This is a genomic window from Microcoleus sp. AT8-B5 (assembly GCF_036705565.1).
In the GTDB taxonomy this organism is placed as follows: domain Bacteria; phylum Cyanobacteriota; class Cyanobacteriia; order Cyanobacteriales; family Microcoleaceae; genus Microcoleus.
In genome coordinates, this window is record NZ_JAUBUY010000014.1 from 61,021 (window position 1) to 76,054 (window position 15,034).

The window sequence follows — 15,034 nt, forward strand, 5'->3', positions numbered from 1 at the left end:
ACTACCCGCTGAGGTGGTTGCGCGCTTTAGGTTCAGAAGTCGAAATTCTGCTACCTTGGGACTTGCGACAGAAAATGGCCGTAGAAATCCAAAAAACTCGGAACTTGTACCAATAGTCTTTTGCTCGATAATTATCAAAGTTATTGTGGAAAACTTGCCGATTTCTGTGGAAAACCCCCCTTTTCCTGTGGAAAACTGCTACTAAATTAAGTGCGATCGCTCTCACCCGATTGATAGGATTTAAAAAATTGGAGGAATTGCGGTAAGTAAAAATACTTTCCCGATTCTTCAATTAATCCGTGTATCCGTGTCAAAATCACTGGTTGTGCCTTCATTTTTCAGAATCGTAGCTAATTTGGTCGGACTTGTAAGCCGGCGGCTCAACGTGAATTAAGATGCGTACAGGGCTGAAACGTTCTTCCAAACTGGCTTCTACTTCTTCTGTAATCCGGTGAGCTGTTTCTACATCGACAGCATCCACAATCATGTGCATCTCAATAAATACTTGACGCCCTACCACACCACGGGAGGCGATCGAGTGACAGTTGACAACCCCCGGTACATCGATCGCGATCGCGTGAATAACTTCCGGTGCGATCGCCATTTCATCCACCAACCAAGGCAGATTTTCCCTTAAAACCTTCCAACCGCTGCTAAACACCAAAATAGCCACAGGAAAAGACAAAAACACATCCAGGAATTGTAATTGAGGTATATTCCAAACCTGCCCTTGCCAAACACCAATCAACCCGCCGATGACCATAATTGTCACCCAAACATCGCTCATCGTGTGCTGAGCGTCAGCCACTAAAATCGCGCTACCGAGACGTTGGCCAACCCTGCGCTCGTAAAAAGTGACAAAAATATTAATTCCCAGTACAATCAACAAAATCCACAGTTCATTTGGGGATATTTTGACAACTTTACCCCCGTTAATCAGCCTTTCAACAGCACCGCTGAGAATTTCAAAACAGGCAATTCCCAGAAACGCAGCTATTCCCAGAGCTCCGAGAGCATCAAATTTTTGGTGTCCGTAGGGATGATCGCGATCGGGCTGCGGATTGGCATAATGATTAGTTACCAATCCTAAAATATTATTAGCGCTGTCCGTGACGCTGTGCAAAGCATCTGCCAGCAAACTGAGCGAACCAGTCAGCCATCCCACGGCTGCTTTAATTGCCATCACCAGCAAATTTAGCAATAAAGTAATTATTAAAACCTTGCGGACTTCGGAACGGTTATCGGCAACCATAAAATCTCCTCGCTCGGCCGTCAAGTTTTCTGGTTTCTAGTTTAAAGCTTATCAAGTCATAACAGGTTAAAACTCTTGCTGAATCTAGCTTGCGACTAGATTTATATTCATTAATTTAGCCTAGCTTCTTGAGACAAATTTTAATTAATAGCAGTTTCGCCGCCCAATTTAGTTGGCTGGTACTTCTTTTAGGTTATTGTATATTTTATCATTAACAATAGTATGTTAAATTTCATTGCCCATGTCTCTTTCTCCGCTGACACTGAATTTAGTCGAAGGTTCTGTCTCCTTTAGCTTTTCCCCGCAAGCCGCGCGGGATTTGCAAAGCGAAATTGCAGCTTTGATGGAAAGCTTGAAAGCTGTAGCAGCCAAAACCGCTGGCGCTAAAGCTTCTCCCCAAAAACCGATGGAATATCGGTATGCAGGAGATGTCTTTTTGGAGGTTTTCTGCAACCCGAATATCTGGCCAACTCCTTTTGCTGCGAAAGTGCTGATTACGGTTAGGGACGATCGCGTGCGCGTCACCACCGAAGCCGAACTCAGCCGCCTGCGTGACGATCTCGCTCAGTATATCGAACAAGTCGGTTGAGAATCTCAACCTGAAACCCGCCCGTTTGTCAAGGTTAAATTCCCATTAGAATCATTGGGGTTTTGGCTTCAGTAGGGTGCGTCAGCTAGGGTTCTTTTATCGATAATTAAGAGACTCTCTTCTGACGCACCCTAGGACTAATTGGCTTCAGTAGGGTGCGTCAGCTAGGTTTCTTTTATCGATAATTGAGCATTACTCACAAGTTAAGCTAAAAGCACTATTGTCAATGAGTAATCTTACTCATATTTTACCTGTTGACCCAATTAAAATATGACTCCATTTGTTCCTTTATTGTTGAAAAAAAATTGTTAGGGACTTCTTTGAGTTCCATGGAAAGGAGAAATAATTAGCCTGACATGAGGTTTTCATGCCTAGCTTAACAATCCCTACATCTTGATTTTTAGCGTAGGCAAAATACTTAACTAGGTCAGAAGCTAATCCTTTTTGATATGCCACAGAAAAATGAGACCTTCCCCGATAAATCATTTCTAATGAAACACGTTCCATTGACACTCCTAATTCATCCGCAACGGCATCTCCTAAGTCTACCAAAACCGCATAAAATAGCCAAGTATCCCAAATCTCGATCGGGATTCCGTTGGACAAACCTGTCCATAAATAACTTAAATTTAGGAGTCTATTTACTGTACAAAATGCGTTTTCTATTCGCCAGCGTTTTTGATATAAATCTGCTACTACATAGGGGGCAATACTTCGGGTTTTCGGACAGTTTTTAGATAAAATCGCCAGGAAGTCTTGGAGCTAATTTGTACTAAAATTATAGTCAGATATGGTGTCTGTTTTGTGCCTGCACCTATTTTAATTATCTGGTATTTGACATCATAAGTATTGGTTAATACCCGCTCGATTTAATAAAATGCACCTTTCTTAATTCGAGTGAGCAATCCAATTTCTTGCTCGATTATTTGTGACCAAAAAGCGAAGTGATAGAAGCCTCGATCCAATAATAGTAAGGTTTTAGGCTTAACTGTTTTTAGTAAATCTTCCTCCCAATTAGTATCTGCTTGTTTGGGATTTTTCCCAAACCAAATTTCTTCGGGAATATGAGTTACTAGGTCTATGATTACTCCCATTTTCCGGCTAATTGACCAATTGGCACATCTGATAAAATTTCGAGTTTACGAAACAATGCTTCTAATGTTGAGCCGTCAGCTATCCAGATATTTTAAAAGTTTTTTCAGGCAAATTGTACGCTATCTGGTAATGGTCTTGATTTTCTTGTTAACCATTTTTGTCGAAAATGAGGTAGTAATTGTTTAAATATTTTTTCAAATAAAAATGCGGTCAAAGTTAAAAATCTGAGCGATAATGCTTGTTGACTAATCTTTTGTGGCTCACACCATAAAAATCCCTCTCTATTTAATAATCTGGTTAATTCTGTTACTCCTGCTACGGGTCGCCATAATAAACTTAATATTGCTGCCATCATTAATGGTAGTGTCAGAATTCTATCTCTTAGATTTAGTTGCCGATAAAAACTTTTTTGGGCCGCCATTGCCGGAATTAATAAATCTTCCAGGTGATTCGCGATTACTTCATTTTCTACTTGGGGACGTTTTTTTTCTTTTCATGATCTCGGTTGATTCGTTTTTTGCGACTCATAACTGGTTCAATTATCGCTCAACTGCTTGCCCGGTAAAGGTTTCATCCCATTTTACCTTTGTTGGTCTACCCCCTTGACAATTTGCACTTTTTCTTAATTTGTCACAAATGTACATAGTACAGATGGTTGCGACTTCCTTGGGTGGAACTTCTCAGTTAAACCTGTCGGGTAAATTCATTTCAACACCAAGTCAAAAAGCTACAATTAGCATTAAGGCAAAAGTTAAAAAAGTGATAAAAGATAGTCGTTTCACTCTCGAACATCGAATCAACAACTGTGGTTCGGTGCTAAGAGGGTGGAGAAATTACCATAGATTCTGCGATATGAGTCAACACAACCTGTGGTCACTGCGCTATTGGTTATGGAAATTCATTCGGAAACAAGGAAGATACAACCGTTATCAAACCAATAAGGTTATAAAAAGAGCACTTCCTGCGGTTAGTTGGTCAGCCTGCAAGTTTGTCATTGTCAAGGGAGATAAATCACCCTATGATGGCGATTTTGTTTATTGGTCAAAACGAGAGAATGCTCACTACGATGGGATAACGGCACGACTTCTCAAGAAACAGAATCACAAATGTACAGAATGTAATATATCGTTCATGTCAGGTGATATTGCAGAACTACACCATATCGACGGCAACCATAACAATTGGAAACCTATAAATTTGGAAGTTCTACATCGTGAATGTCACCAGCATCAGACCGTTCATGGTCAGGTGAGAGTCCGAACAGCGGGTTAAACCCGACTTACTAGGTGTCAGACTAGGAGCCGGATGCAGTGAAAGCTGCACGTCCGCGTTCTGAACCAGAGGTGTCGTGTGGTAACACAGGCATCGACCCTAATTGAAGGAGATGTGTCCTCAAGCAATTGAGGCATCGACTCTAATCAAGTGAACAAACCTGACGGTCAACTGAGTACAGTTAGACCGCAGGCTTCTTTTTCCTTTTTTTCAAAGGCTTTTTATAGTGAGGTAGTTCCACCCCCACTCGCTAATATAGTATCAGAGTATTTCCCGAGCATCTTGGGGTATAAAAGAATAATTGTCGGTTTCGGTACCGAAACCCGACGAGCCTTTCATCCCAAGGAGTAATTCCCAACGGGGTACGGGGTTCCGCGCTCTGATTAATCCCCTCTAAATATACGCCCAAGACTTCCCGGCTGGTAGTTAACTAAACCCTTCCTCATCCGCCGGGTCGCCGTAGGGGTCTTCGCTGGCCGGAGTCAGGTTGCCGAACATTCCAGCATCCGCTACGTAGTCTGCGGGGTCGCCGTAGGGGTCTTCGCTGGCCGGAGTCAGGTTGCCGAACTGTCCGTAGTCGGTACCGGCGTAGTCTGCGGGGTCGCCGTAGGGGTCTTGGCTGGCTGGAGTCAGGTTGCCGTACTGTCCGTAGTCTGCGGGGTCGCCGTAGGGGTCTTGGCTAGCTGGAGTCACGTTGCCGTACTGTCCGGGATTTGAGGCATCTTGGTAATTGCCGTCAGGATCGAATTGCTCGCTGTCTGGCCCAACGATCGCATCTTTTAACTTCCGCAAAAATCCGTCTACCATGATAAAGTTCCTCTTTTTTTAGGTGTTGAAAAACGACTGTTTTAGATTGGGAATCCCACATTTAATTGAAAGTCAGGGAACCTGCAATCTAAAATCTAAAATGCTTAGACTACTGTGCCGGAACAGGACTTGTAGCTTCAGGCAAGCTAGTAAGGTCTCGACCAGTATTTTGGTTGTTGTACCCCTGGAATTCGCGGTAACGCACTGCCTCGGACTCCGGAACTGTAATTCCTCCCGGCGGGGGCGTTACCCAGACCGCGCGATTCTGGGCATCGCGGTAGTAAACGCGACCGTTTTTGGAAAGGTAATGTTTTCCCTGCGGCCCCTTTTCTTGTTTATTTTTGTACTGATTGTAGATGTAGTAAAGGGCGGCGGCTCCTGCTAAAGTAATCCCTACTTTTTGAGCATTGCTCAGTCCTTTTTTCGCTTGTGGGGAAGGAGTGGGGGCGCGATTAGTTTGCACTCCTCCAGCGCGAGTGTTGTCAACAGGAGGCGGGGGAGCGTAAGTTCGCTCGTCAGAACCGCAAGCACTCACAAAGGGAAAGGTCAGCAGCGTTGTCAGCAGCAGAGCCATGAAGCGCGATCTTTTGGGTTCGGGTTTGATTGTGTTCATTGCCGCTCCGAATTGTCGGGATTATAGGTAGGGTGTGTTCTGGCGAGGTTAAGGAACCTGAGCTGCTGCCAACTGTTTTTAGAGTAAATTAATTTCTCAAAGCAATTTTGACCAAAAAAGTAGTTGCTGAGAATTTATCAACAGCGCAGGTACGGTATTGCGTTTCTAGATTAATCATCCTCAAATCTCTTGATGATTTACTCATTCCAGGGATATAAATAAAGTTTCTTTTATTTCAGTCTGGAGGTATATGCAAATGCGCGCCTTCGGGTAAAAATAAATTCCGTTTATGGACTGCTCAAAGCAAAGTGAAGCAGACGGAGGGGGGCGAGTGCCAAGCTCAAAGCAGCACTAGCGAGGGAAAGGAGGCGGGATTTATAAGTTAGGCGGTGTTTAATTTCGCCAGACTGCTTGTGGGAGATGCCTGTATTTTTTTGTGGGAATTGTGGAGAGGTCGATCGCACTATTGTAGAAATCTCTTAACAGCGAGACAAAGCCCGCGAAGCTTTTCGGATATTTAGGAAAATAAATAATTTATTTACTGCTGGATTGTCGATCGCAGTTGTATTTATTGTGGCAAAAAATCTAATTTTTTATAACCAACAAAAGCAACTCAAGGAATTGCTGCAAACCAAACAGTGCGGCGAGCGACAGTTCGCTTAAATTTGCCGGGATGGGCCGAATTCGAGAATCCTAGCTTGCAAGAAAATCAAATGCCAGATGGCAAAATTCACCCTTAATGGCAGCCCATAAAACAATCTGGTGTGTCATTACTTGTCAACTTCTTTTCATTCTTTCCGCTCTCTGTTTCTCTTTCTCTGTGTCCTCTGTGGCCTCTGTGGTTCATAAAAAAAACCGCCGACTGACTGACAGGCGGCGGTTTTTTTAAGCAACTAACAATCGCCTAAAATTAGTGAGCAGAACCGTTACCGTGATACTTGTCAGTATCGTAGAATCCGTTTTTTGTGCCAAAGAACAGACAACAAACGGTGAAAACTGCTGTCAAGACTGCTAAAACTAACTTAACGTCCATAATTTACCTGCTGTTGTTGAGTGAGTGCAAATACTCAGATTGTAGAATCTTTTTGGCTGGCGCGGCCATCTACCAGCGTAGCGCCAGATTTACTGGGATGCTCGCTGGTGCGGCAGTTTCCTGACGGCGAGACGATTCGGGGAATGATTGTCGAAACCGAAGCTTACGGGCCCGGAGATCCCGCTTGTCACGCTTACCGACAACGCACTCCTCGCAATGAGGTGATGTTCGGGCCTCCGGGTATGAGCTACATTTACCTAATTTACGGGATGTATCACTGTTTTAACGTGGTGACGGATGCAGAGGGAGTTGCTAGTGGTGTGCTGATTCGAGCTTTGCAGGTAGATGTGGTTCCCCAAGAATTCGCTGCAATTCCTGAGAAGAAGCGATCGCGCCTCGCCGCCGGGCCTGGGAAACTGTGTAAGGTACTGCTGATCGATCGAACTTTAAGCGGTTTTCCCTTGGGTGCAGGCCAACCGCTGCGATTGGAACACCGGAGCGAGCAATTTCAGCAAGCTGTGGAGGAGGGTACAATAAATTTTGTCCAAACTACGCGGATCGGGATTTCTCAAGGCATGGATTTGCCTTGGCGCTGGTATGTAGGGAACTGTACGGCTGTGTCACAACTCTAGTAATGTCAAAGGTATCAGCGTAAATTTTGTAGCTTATCTTCGTGAAATTATGGCTTACTCTTCTGAAAACCCGATCGTCCAACTCAAAAAATGCCTGACGCTGGCTCAGGATGTTGGTAGTCACAGTGAAGCCAACCGGGCATTCCAGCAATTGTGTGGGATTATCGATGCTGAAAACCCAATGGCGGCGCAACTTTTGGAGATGCTATGGGAAGAAGCAATTATGGCGAGGCGATCTGCCTTATTTTGGCAGCAAATGAGCGATGTTGAGAAAGATATGGCTAATAGAATGATGGAAAATATGACGCAGATGCGGCAGAATTACTTGCGGCTGATGCAGGAAATGTAGGAGTTGGTAATTGGTAATTACTAATTGGTAATTTTTCGGACTTTGCCAACAGGCGTAGGGTGCGTCAGCGCCGATATTTGATACCGATCGAACAATTTGTTTCTGACGCACCTTACAATAAATTCTCCTACTTCATTAAAGCAGCGCCGCGGTTGTAAAGTTCGCGGGCGTAATCAGTCCAAGTTCCCTGTCCCCAATAGCGGAAACAGCTTGTTTGCACCAACAAATTGTAAAGCAAAGCTTGCTGGTATTCAAACTGCTTAGTAACGGTGGCATCTTGCTGCACCAGCGGATCGTATTTTTTGTGAAATGCAGCGCTGAGTAGATTCATCGGTTCCAAGACATTTTCGTAGCCTTTCACCCAACTCAAATCGTTTGTCCAAGAAGCACCATCCATGTGAAAATTATGGTCGGTTTGCTTGAGTTGGGCGATCGCACTTTCCACTTTTTCCGGCGTTGCACTATCAGCATCGACTAGGTGCCAGATTTTGTGCTGGTTAACCCCTTGACAAATCGGATAATCATCAGGATTAACACCCGCCGCTTCAATTATCTCCAAATATTCAGTGCCGTTTAAACCGACAACACCGGATTTTCCGCCGCCTTGTTCGCGGTTTTCGTGCCAAGCTTTGACAAAGGCGCTGGGAAATTCATTCATCATCACGCCGCCATTTTCGCCGTCGGCAATCTGAGTGACTAAAGAAGGAACTGTGACGCTACCAATTTGTTGCTTATTCCGTCCTTTGGCTTCGTAATAAGGCTGCATTTGACCGACCAATTTCGTATCCGAACCTTGAGTTTTAATCAAAGCAGTGATGCTGATTGTTTCGCCGCGAGAATTGCGGGCAACCAAACGGTTGGGAATATATTTTTGGTCTTGCGACAATCCCGAACCGTCTGGATTTTCTACAGAATGTTCTTGCACCATCAGCCAGCGATAGCCGCATTCTTTCAAAGCTTTGATGTATTCGTAAAGTGTATCAGGGTGATTTGGAAAGTGCATTTCTGGGGGCGAAAAACCTTTGACGCGCTTCAGAGCATCAATGCCAAAAATTGCCGCAAAATGATGTTGCCATGCTTGAATTTGGAGCTTGATATCGGGGATTGGAGTTGAGGGAATGACGGCGTGACTCCACATTGTCCCCAGCCATTCTACGTGAGGTTGATATTGAGGATCGCAGGTAATCCGCTTGAGATTATCAAAGATATCGTCGCGTCCCATTTGGCGCAATCCCCACAATAAGTTGCCCGAATAGTCGAGCATAATTCGCGGGTTGCAACCTTCAGCAATTAGTTGGGGAATGAATTCTCCCATGCGAGAATAGCACCAAGCAAAGACTCCGGCGTTGTGGTTATCTCCTTGGTTGGGATGTTCAAACATATGCTGGAGATTGCAGATCAGTTCGCCGTTTGCACCTGCTGGAATTGTCGGTTGGTGCATATGTAGCGCGCAGGCGAATCCGGCTTGAATATTTTCCAGGCGCAGATTTGTGGTAGGTAGAAAGATTGGTTCGTTGCTATTGGCTGCGGCACTGATTTCCGCTTCGGAGCCGCAAATGTTGGGTAATCCTGAGTTGATTTCTTGTAAAATGGGTAAATTGGGAGATTGTGCGATCGCAGGCATAAATTTTTCTCAACAATTGGGGAGGGGCGCTGTCTGCTATTGCTAAGATAGCTGTAAGATTTAAGAGTAGCAGAATATGCCTGCAAAAGATAAATTTCACAAGATAAGTCCGGGAGCGCGGAAGCTCATTATCTTGGGTAAAATGTTTAACACATTTCAGGTAAATAGGCGAGGTAAATTATGAAATACGAAATCAAGGTTTTGGAACCGACGGATTTGTGGTACATCCAAAATAATATCAATCCAGAAACGAACAAGTTTTATCATCCCACTAAGAATATTCCCCTCGTTCAGCAAGCGGAAATTCACTTGAACAATTCGGGAGCGATTATTCAAAAAGGTGCGCTGCATTGGTGTATGGGAAAATTGACTTCCGGTGTTTATAAAACCGATAACCGTTTAAAAGATATGTGGGTATCGTTGACTACGGAAATGGACTACAACGCTCCCGTATATCAAGGAACTGGTACGGTGAAACTGGAACCGAGACAAAAAGGGCATTTCCTGCATTATACGCCGATCGAGCTTTCGGATGCGGAGCAGTGGGAGTTTGATGATGGTATATTTCAGTTTTGTTCGGACAATGTAGTTATCGGTGCTAAAAAATTGAAATTCCGACAAGTGGCTGCTTCTAATGACGGTAGGTGGAGAATTGCTGTTACAGCTTTGCGCGAGCAAAAAGCTACTGTTATAGCCGCTACAACTTCACCGGCTAAGGTTGTCGAACTCAAACAAGGTGAAACTTTGATAGCTGATTGCGATTTGGTTAAAGGATTTACCAAGGGGATTGAAGAAGATTATCGAAAATTAGGTCATTTTGGCAAAGGCGGTGGAGAGGGTTATGTTTGGTATTATCAGGGGAAAGGTAAATTATTAATATGTGAAAATGATGCTATGGGTTTGGGATAAGTTGTTGCATTTTTGTCGAGCGGTATGAGAATTATGAGTGGAATTTATGTAAGGAATGAGAATTAAATAACTTCCACTGTTGAAAGTGGGATGGGCCTGAAAGCCCGTCATGAGTGGACGGGCTTTCAGGCCCATCCCACAATAACAATTAAAATTGTAAGTTATTTAATTCGCGATCCTAAGATAAGGAGGAAGAAACATCGCACACAAATTTGCAGGCATGAAAGTGTCTGAGATTCTCAAAGGTAAAAAAGGTAGTATAAAACAAGCACAGCTTCCGGCAAATTCGCCAAGTTGGGAAGAATTTAGCGAAATGATATGGGAGCAAATAGAAAGAGGTGCTGAAGAAAATATCCCAGGCTTTAAGATGGTTCGCAAATTGTTGAGCGATCGGAGATTTGATAGATGAAAAATAATGGATTTGACCAAGTAATATTATTTTTGCAAAAATTGCAAAAACAGGCTATCGATTACAGTTTAGCGCATCATCGCGATGAAGCTCTGATGGTAATTGTAGCTGTACCTGGGGAACGGTGGGAAATAGAATTTTTGAGTGATGGTTCGGTGGAGGTAGAGAAGTTTGTCAGTAATGGAGAAATTGTTGGAGAAGAAGCTTTGAGTGAGTTATTCGATCGCTATTCGGAACTAGACGAGACAAATGGCGATTTGACTCAAAAGATTGAGTTGACAAATGCGAGAAGATGAGTTATGTTTTGCGGAATTTGCGATCGAGTTGCAGCCATGCCGAAACGATATCGCCGATCGCAACCGCCGCAAATTCGGCTTCTGGGAGCCCGATCGCCCTGTATTCCCAATGGCCTACTTGCTTATTTGGCGAGAAACCATATACTTTGTCATGTTAAGAAAATATTTTTTTGATTCATCCAGGAGCGAGAAAAAAAATGTACATTGTACAAATTGCCTCGGAGTGCGCCCCCGTCATCAAAGCAGGGGGTTTGGGCGACGTAGTTTACGGCTTGAGTCGGGAGTTGCAGAATTCCGGCCACTGCGTCGAGATTATTCTACCGAAGTACGACTGCATGAGGTACGACCACATTTGGGGACTTCACGAGGCCTACCGGGATTTGGCTGTGCCCTGGTACGGCGGCGAAATCCTCTGTGATGTCTTGTGCGGCTGGGTGCACGGGCAGTTGTGTTTTTTCATCGAACCTCGCTCTCAAGATAACTTTTTTAATCGCGGCTGTTATTACGGGTGCAATGACGACAATATGCGGTTTGCATTTTTCAGCAAAGCCGCGTTGGAATTTTTGCTCAGAAGCAACAAGCGTCCCGATGTGATTCACTGTCACGATTGGCAAACTGGTTTGGTTCCAGTCTTGCTGTTTGAAATTTACAAATACAATTGGATGGAATATCAGCGAGTCTGCTATACCATTCACAATTTCAAACATCAAGGCATGGGAGGTGGCGATATTTTGGAAGCAACGGGTTTGCACAGACCGGATTATTATTTTGATTACGATCGCCTCCGAGATAACTTTAACCCTTTTGCTATCAACTTTATGAAAGGCGGCATTGTTTACTCGAACTTTGTCACCACGGTTTCGCCCCACCATGCTTGGGAAGCTCATATGGGCGAGTGTGGCTACGGTTTGGGGCACACATTGCATTTATATCAAGAGAAGTTTCGCGGGGTGCTCAACGGCATTGATTACGATGTGTGGAATCCTGAGACCGATCGCTATATTCCGCACCACTACAATCAGGAGGATTTGGCAGGAAAAGCCAAAACTAAAAAAGCTTTGCGCGATCGGCTGTTATTGCGCGATGCTGACAAGCCTATTATTACCTTTATCGGTCGTTTGGACGACCAAAAAGGTGTCCATCTCGTCCACCATGCAATTTATTACTCTCTGAGTAAGGGGGCGCAATTCGTGCTTTTGGGTTCCGCGACGGAAGCGGGAATTAACGATCATTTCCAGCACGAAAGACAGTTTTTAAATGATAATCCAGACTGCCATTTAGAACTAGGTTTTAATGAGGAACTGTCGCACTTAATTTACGCGGGTGGGGATATGATTGTGGTTCCCAGTAATTACGAACCCTGCGGGCTGACTCAGATGATTGGGTTGAGGTACGGCACTGTTCCTGTGGTGCGGGGAGTTGGCGGTTTGGTGAATACTGTGTTCGATCGAGATTACGACACCCGCCACCTACCGGAAGAACGCAACGGTTACGTATTTTACCAAACTGACTACTACGCTTTGGAGTCGGCGCTCGATCGGGCGATCGGATTGTGGTATGACTATCATGATGAATTTGAAAAACTCATGCTTCAAGGCATGAATTGTGACAATTCGTGGAAATATCCAGCTAAAGACTATGTGGAAATTTACGAGCTAATTAGACACAAATAATCCGTAAGCTGTTCAGCATTTAAATAGAATGTCAACAAACAATCTAAGTCTTGTGGGGTGGGCCGTCTAGCCCGCCCTGAATATGCAATTTAAATGCCTGACAGCTTAGGATCTCAGATGCTGCACCATTGTCAAGAACGGGCTCTGGGGCCCGTTCCACAAAGAATGAGTTTTCTCGCTTCACAGGCCGTCCAGCCTGTTCATAAAAGGCTTATTGAGAATGGTGCAACATCTCAGATGAAATTGTTGTGGGGAGTAGGGGCCCTAGCGTCCCGCCCGCCCGAAAAATACAACGCAAGATGCCCGACAGCTTATAACCAAGTCTTTTCGGAAAAAAACTGCCGGTTGAGCGAAGTCGAGACCGGATTTCTGACCACGAATTTCTTCATGTGGTACCCGCCACGTGATTTATCCGTGGAATCAATCCCCAATCTCAAATCGAAAATCCTCAAGAAAGAGCATTTATCCGTGGGGTCGCCTCTAAAATCTAAAATCTAAAATCTAAAATCGATTGACCAGCAGTGCGTCAGCCATAAAATAGTTACGCTCTCGATCATCAAATAAGAATTACTTGCATTAATATAGTAAAGCAATGACTATAGATGGCTGTAGATAGACCATCGTGTCAATTACCAGATGAAAAAATCTATCATTATAGAACAATGAGCATTTCTCGGCGTATTTTTCTTGCCAGCGGTACAGCAATGGCTGTCGTGGCCGTGGGGGAACTAACCAAAAAAGCCCCTGTCGCAGCCCAAACCGGCACTCTCAACCTTTATTCAGCACGTCACTACGATACTGATAATGAGTTGTACCAAAGCTTCACCAAAAAAACTGGGATCAAGGTTAACCTCGTTGAGGCGGATGCTGACCAACTAATTGAACGGATCAGAAGTGAAGGCGCAAATAGCCCCGCTGATGTTTTCATCACGGTGGATGGTGGGCGTTTGTGGCGGGCAAAACAAGCAGGTATTCTGCAACCTGTTTCTTCAACAGTCCTGACATCGGCAATTCCAGCAAGTTTGCGAGATCCTCAAGGTTTCTGGTTTGGTCTATCGCGCCGGGCACGGGTGATTGTTTACAACAAAAGCAAGGTGAACCCTGCCCAATTGTCAACCTATGAGGCGCTGACAGAACCTCGGTGGAAAGGCAAAGTTTTAGTGCGATCGTCCACTAATATCTATAATCAGTCTCTGGTTGGCGCTATGTTAGCAGCTCATGGAGCTCAAAAAACAGAAGCTTGGGCGCGAGGATTGGTGGCTAATTTTGCGCGTCCTCCAGAGGGAAATGATACGGCACAAATCAAGGCTGTTGCTGATGGGGTAGGCGATCTTGCCATTGTTAATACCTATTATGTAGCTCGCTTAATGAAATCGAAAGATCCAGCAGAAAAAGCGATCGCGGCGAAAGTAGGTGTATTTTTCCCCAACCAACGCGATCGCGGTACCCACGTCAACATTAGTGGTGGCGGTGTAGTCAAAACCTCCCGTAACAAAGCAGGCGCGATCAAATTCTTGGAACACCTAGCCAGCCGCGAAGCACAACAGCTTTTTGCTAGGAGTAATAACGAATACCCTGTGATTTCAGGTGTGGCGATCGATCCTGTAGTGGCAAGTTTTGGTACATTCAAATCTGACCCTCTCAACCCTGATGTGTTTGGGAAAAATAACCCCGAAGCTTTAAAGGTTGCCGATCGCGCCGGATGGAAATAGAGGCTTTTTGAACAAGAAGCTACTCTTTGTGATTCGGCGGTTTCAACCGCCGAATCCCATCAACTTTAATTTTTAATTTTACCATCCGGCATGATAGCGCCTTTCAGGTTTGCCCCTTTGAGGTTAGCCCCAGTCAAATCAGCACTATTTAAGTCAGTTTCACTTAAATCGGCATTACTAAGATTGGCATTATTTAGTTTTGCACCTCGCAAAAAAGCCCCCTTGAGATTTGCATTACTCAAATCAGCATTTGTGAGATCGGCAGAAAATAAACCTGCTTTTTCCAGAGAAGCACCTTTTAAATTTGCACCTTTGAGATTGACGCTATCGAGTAAGGCTTCATTAAGTTTGACATTTTCTAGCATAGCACCTTCCAACTTAGCACCATTGAGATTAGCGCTTGTTAAATCAATGTCACTTAATTTGGTATCAGTCAGGTCACATCCTGGACATTGCTTAGTTTTTTGTAATGTTTCGAGGGGACCCGCCGCCTGTTTTTGACATCCAAAGGTGACAAAAACAGTAAGTAGTAAGAAGGAGATTGTGCCAGTAGTGCGGTGAAACATTGCTAAGTTTTTATTAATCATCTTGATTTGTAAAGGTAAAAAGAAGATGGAAGAAGGGTTGATACATTCTCCTGAAACCGGCCAGGGAATAAATTCCCCCTCTTATAGCTAAAGTCGGTTGAAACCGACTGAAATCCTAGCTGTATAGTCGTCTTCAGACGACTTTCGCTATGAGACAGGGGTTTCAACCCCTGTCGGACTTT

The 15,034-nt window shown here is 44.4% G+C and carries 18 protein-coding genes; 9 read left to right on the forward strand and 9 right to left on the reverse strand.

The annotated features are described in order from the left end of the window. Positions 1–331: 331 nt before the first annotated feature. Positions 332–1,252 (reverse strand): cation diffusion facilitator family transporter, encoded by a 921-nt coding sequence (locus QUB39_RS12045; protein WP_333051721.1) that lies wholly within the window; start codon positions 1,250–1,252, stop codon positions 332–334. 241 nt (positions 1,253–1,493) lie between these two features. Here QUB39_RS12045 and QUB39_RS12050 point away from each other — a divergent pair, with 241 nt between their 5' ends. Then, positions 1,494–1,841, forward strand: a complete 348-nt coding sequence (locus QUB39_RS12050) for a hypothetical protein (RefSeq protein ID WP_015174783.1) — start codon at positions 1,494–1,496, stop codon at positions 1,839–1,841. 288 nt (positions 1,842–2,129) lie between these two features. Here QUB39_RS12050 and QUB39_RS30565 read toward each other — a convergent pair whose 3' ends face one another. The 3 genes from QUB39_RS30565 to QUB39_RS30575 form a co-directional block, all read right to left on the reverse strand. Further along, a complete protein-coding gene (locus QUB39_RS30565; protein ID WP_445243039.1) occupies positions 2,130–2,447 on the reverse strand; it encodes a hypothetical protein in 318 nt (105 codons plus the stop codon). A gap of 263 nt (positions 2,448–2,710) precedes the next feature. Beyond that, positions 2,711–2,935 (reverse strand): hypothetical protein, encoded by a 225-nt coding sequence (locus tag QUB39_RS30570; RefSeq protein ID WP_445243038.1) that lies wholly within the window; start codon positions 2,933–2,935, stop codon positions 2,711–2,713. 104 nt (positions 2,936–3,039) lie between these two features. Beyond that, positions 3,040–3,291 (reverse strand): hypothetical protein, encoded by a 252-nt coding sequence (locus QUB39_RS30575; protein ID WP_445299485.1) that lies wholly within the window; start codon positions 3,289–3,291, stop codon positions 3,040–3,042. A gap of 296 nt (positions 3,292–3,587) precedes the next feature. Between QUB39_RS30575 and QUB39_RS12060 the strand changes: the two genes are divergently transcribed. After that, entirely contained in the window at positions 3,588–4,208 is a 621-nt protein-coding gene (locus QUB39_RS12060; protein ID WP_333051724.1) for a group II intron maturase-specific domain-containing protein, read from the forward strand. 426 nt (positions 4,209–4,634) lie between these two features. Here the strand turns inward: QUB39_RS12060 and QUB39_RS12065 are convergent, their stop codons facing one another. From QUB39_RS12065 to QUB39_RS12075, 3 genes are all read right to left on the reverse strand, one after another. Then, on the reverse strand, positions 4,635–5,015 hold the full coding sequence (locus QUB39_RS12065; RefSeq protein ID WP_333261237.1) for a translation initiation factor: 381 nt from the start codon (positions 5,013–5,015) through the stop codon (positions 4,635–4,637). Positions 5,016–5,124: 109 nt separating this feature from the next. Then, positions 5,125–5,628: a hypothetical protein gene (locus QUB39_RS12070; protein ID WP_333051730.1), complete on the reverse strand. Its 504-nt coding sequence runs from the start codon at positions 5,626–5,628 to the stop codon at positions 5,125–5,127. 910 nt (positions 5,629–6,538) lie between these two features. Further along, positions 6,539–6,661 (reverse strand): hypothetical protein, encoded by a 123-nt coding sequence (locus tag QUB39_RS12075; protein ID WP_006633228.1) that lies wholly within the window; start codon positions 6,659–6,661, stop codon positions 6,539–6,541. 20 nt (positions 6,662–6,681) lie between these two features. Between QUB39_RS12075 and QUB39_RS12080 the strand changes: the two genes are divergently transcribed. Together QUB39_RS12080 and QUB39_RS12085 are read left to right on the forward strand one after the other, a co-directional pair. Beyond that, positions 6,682–7,293 carry a DNA-3-methyladenine glycosylase gene (locus QUB39_RS12080; RefSeq protein ID WP_333209862.1) on the forward strand — a complete coding sequence of 204 codons (612 nt, stop codon included), beginning with the start codon at positions 6,682–6,684 and terminating at the stop codon, positions 7,291–7,293. A gap of 49 nt (positions 7,294–7,342) precedes the next feature. Next, positions 7,343–7,642 carry a hypothetical protein gene (locus tag QUB39_RS12085; protein ID WP_333051735.1) on the forward strand — a complete coding sequence of 100 codons (300 nt, stop codon included), beginning with the start codon at positions 7,343–7,345 and terminating at the stop codon, positions 7,640–7,642. Between the two features lie 127 nt (positions 7,643–7,769). On the opposite strand, the gene QUB39_RS12090 is transcribed toward QUB39_RS12085, so the two are convergent. After that, a complete protein-coding gene (locus QUB39_RS12090; protein WP_333209861.1) occupies positions 7,770–9,266 on the reverse strand; it encodes a glycosyl hydrolase family 57 in 1,497 nt (498 codons plus the stop codon). Positions 9,267–9,446: 180 nt separating this feature from the next. Between QUB39_RS12090 and QUB39_RS12095 the strand changes: the two genes are divergently transcribed. The 5 genes from QUB39_RS12095 (at position 9,447) to QUB39_RS12115 (ending at position 14,265) form a co-directional block, all read left to right on the forward strand. After that, positions 9,447–10,175, forward strand: coding sequence for an AIM24 family protein (locus tag QUB39_RS12095; protein WP_333209859.1), 729 nt, complete (start codon positions 9,447–9,449; stop codon positions 10,173–10,175). A 220-nt stretch (positions 10,176–10,395) separates the two neighbouring features. Further along, complete coding sequence (locus QUB39_RS12100) at positions 10,396–10,584, forward strand: hypothetical protein (RefSeq protein WP_333209858.1); 189 nt, start codon at positions 10,396–10,398, stop codon at positions 10,582–10,584. Further along, positions 10,581–10,880, forward strand: coding sequence for a hypothetical protein (locus tag QUB39_RS12105; protein WP_333051746.1), 300 nt, complete (start codon positions 10,581–10,583; stop codon positions 10,878–10,880). The genes QUB39_RS12100 and QUB39_RS12105 overlap by 4 nt, the downstream gene beginning before the upstream one ends. A 197-nt stretch (positions 10,881–11,077) precedes the next feature. Further along, on the forward strand, positions 11,078–12,553 hold the full coding sequence (gene glgA / locus QUB39_RS12110) for a glycogen synthase GlgA (RefSeq protein WP_333051749.1): 1,476 nt from the start codon (positions 11,078–11,080) through the stop codon (positions 12,551–12,553). Between the two features lie 662 nt (positions 12,554–13,215). Further along, positions 13,216–14,265 (forward strand): Fe(3+) ABC transporter substrate-binding protein, encoded by a 1,050-nt coding sequence (locus QUB39_RS12115; RefSeq protein WP_333051751.1) that lies wholly within the window; start codon positions 13,216–13,218, stop codon positions 14,263–14,265. 65 nt (positions 14,266–14,330) lie between these two features. Here QUB39_RS12115 and QUB39_RS12120 read toward each other — a convergent pair whose 3' ends face one another. Beyond that, a complete protein-coding gene (locus QUB39_RS12120; protein WP_333209856.1) occupies positions 14,331–14,852 on the reverse strand; it encodes a pentapeptide repeat-containing protein in 522 nt (173 codons plus the stop codon). Positions 14,853–15,034: the final 182 nt, after the last annotated feature.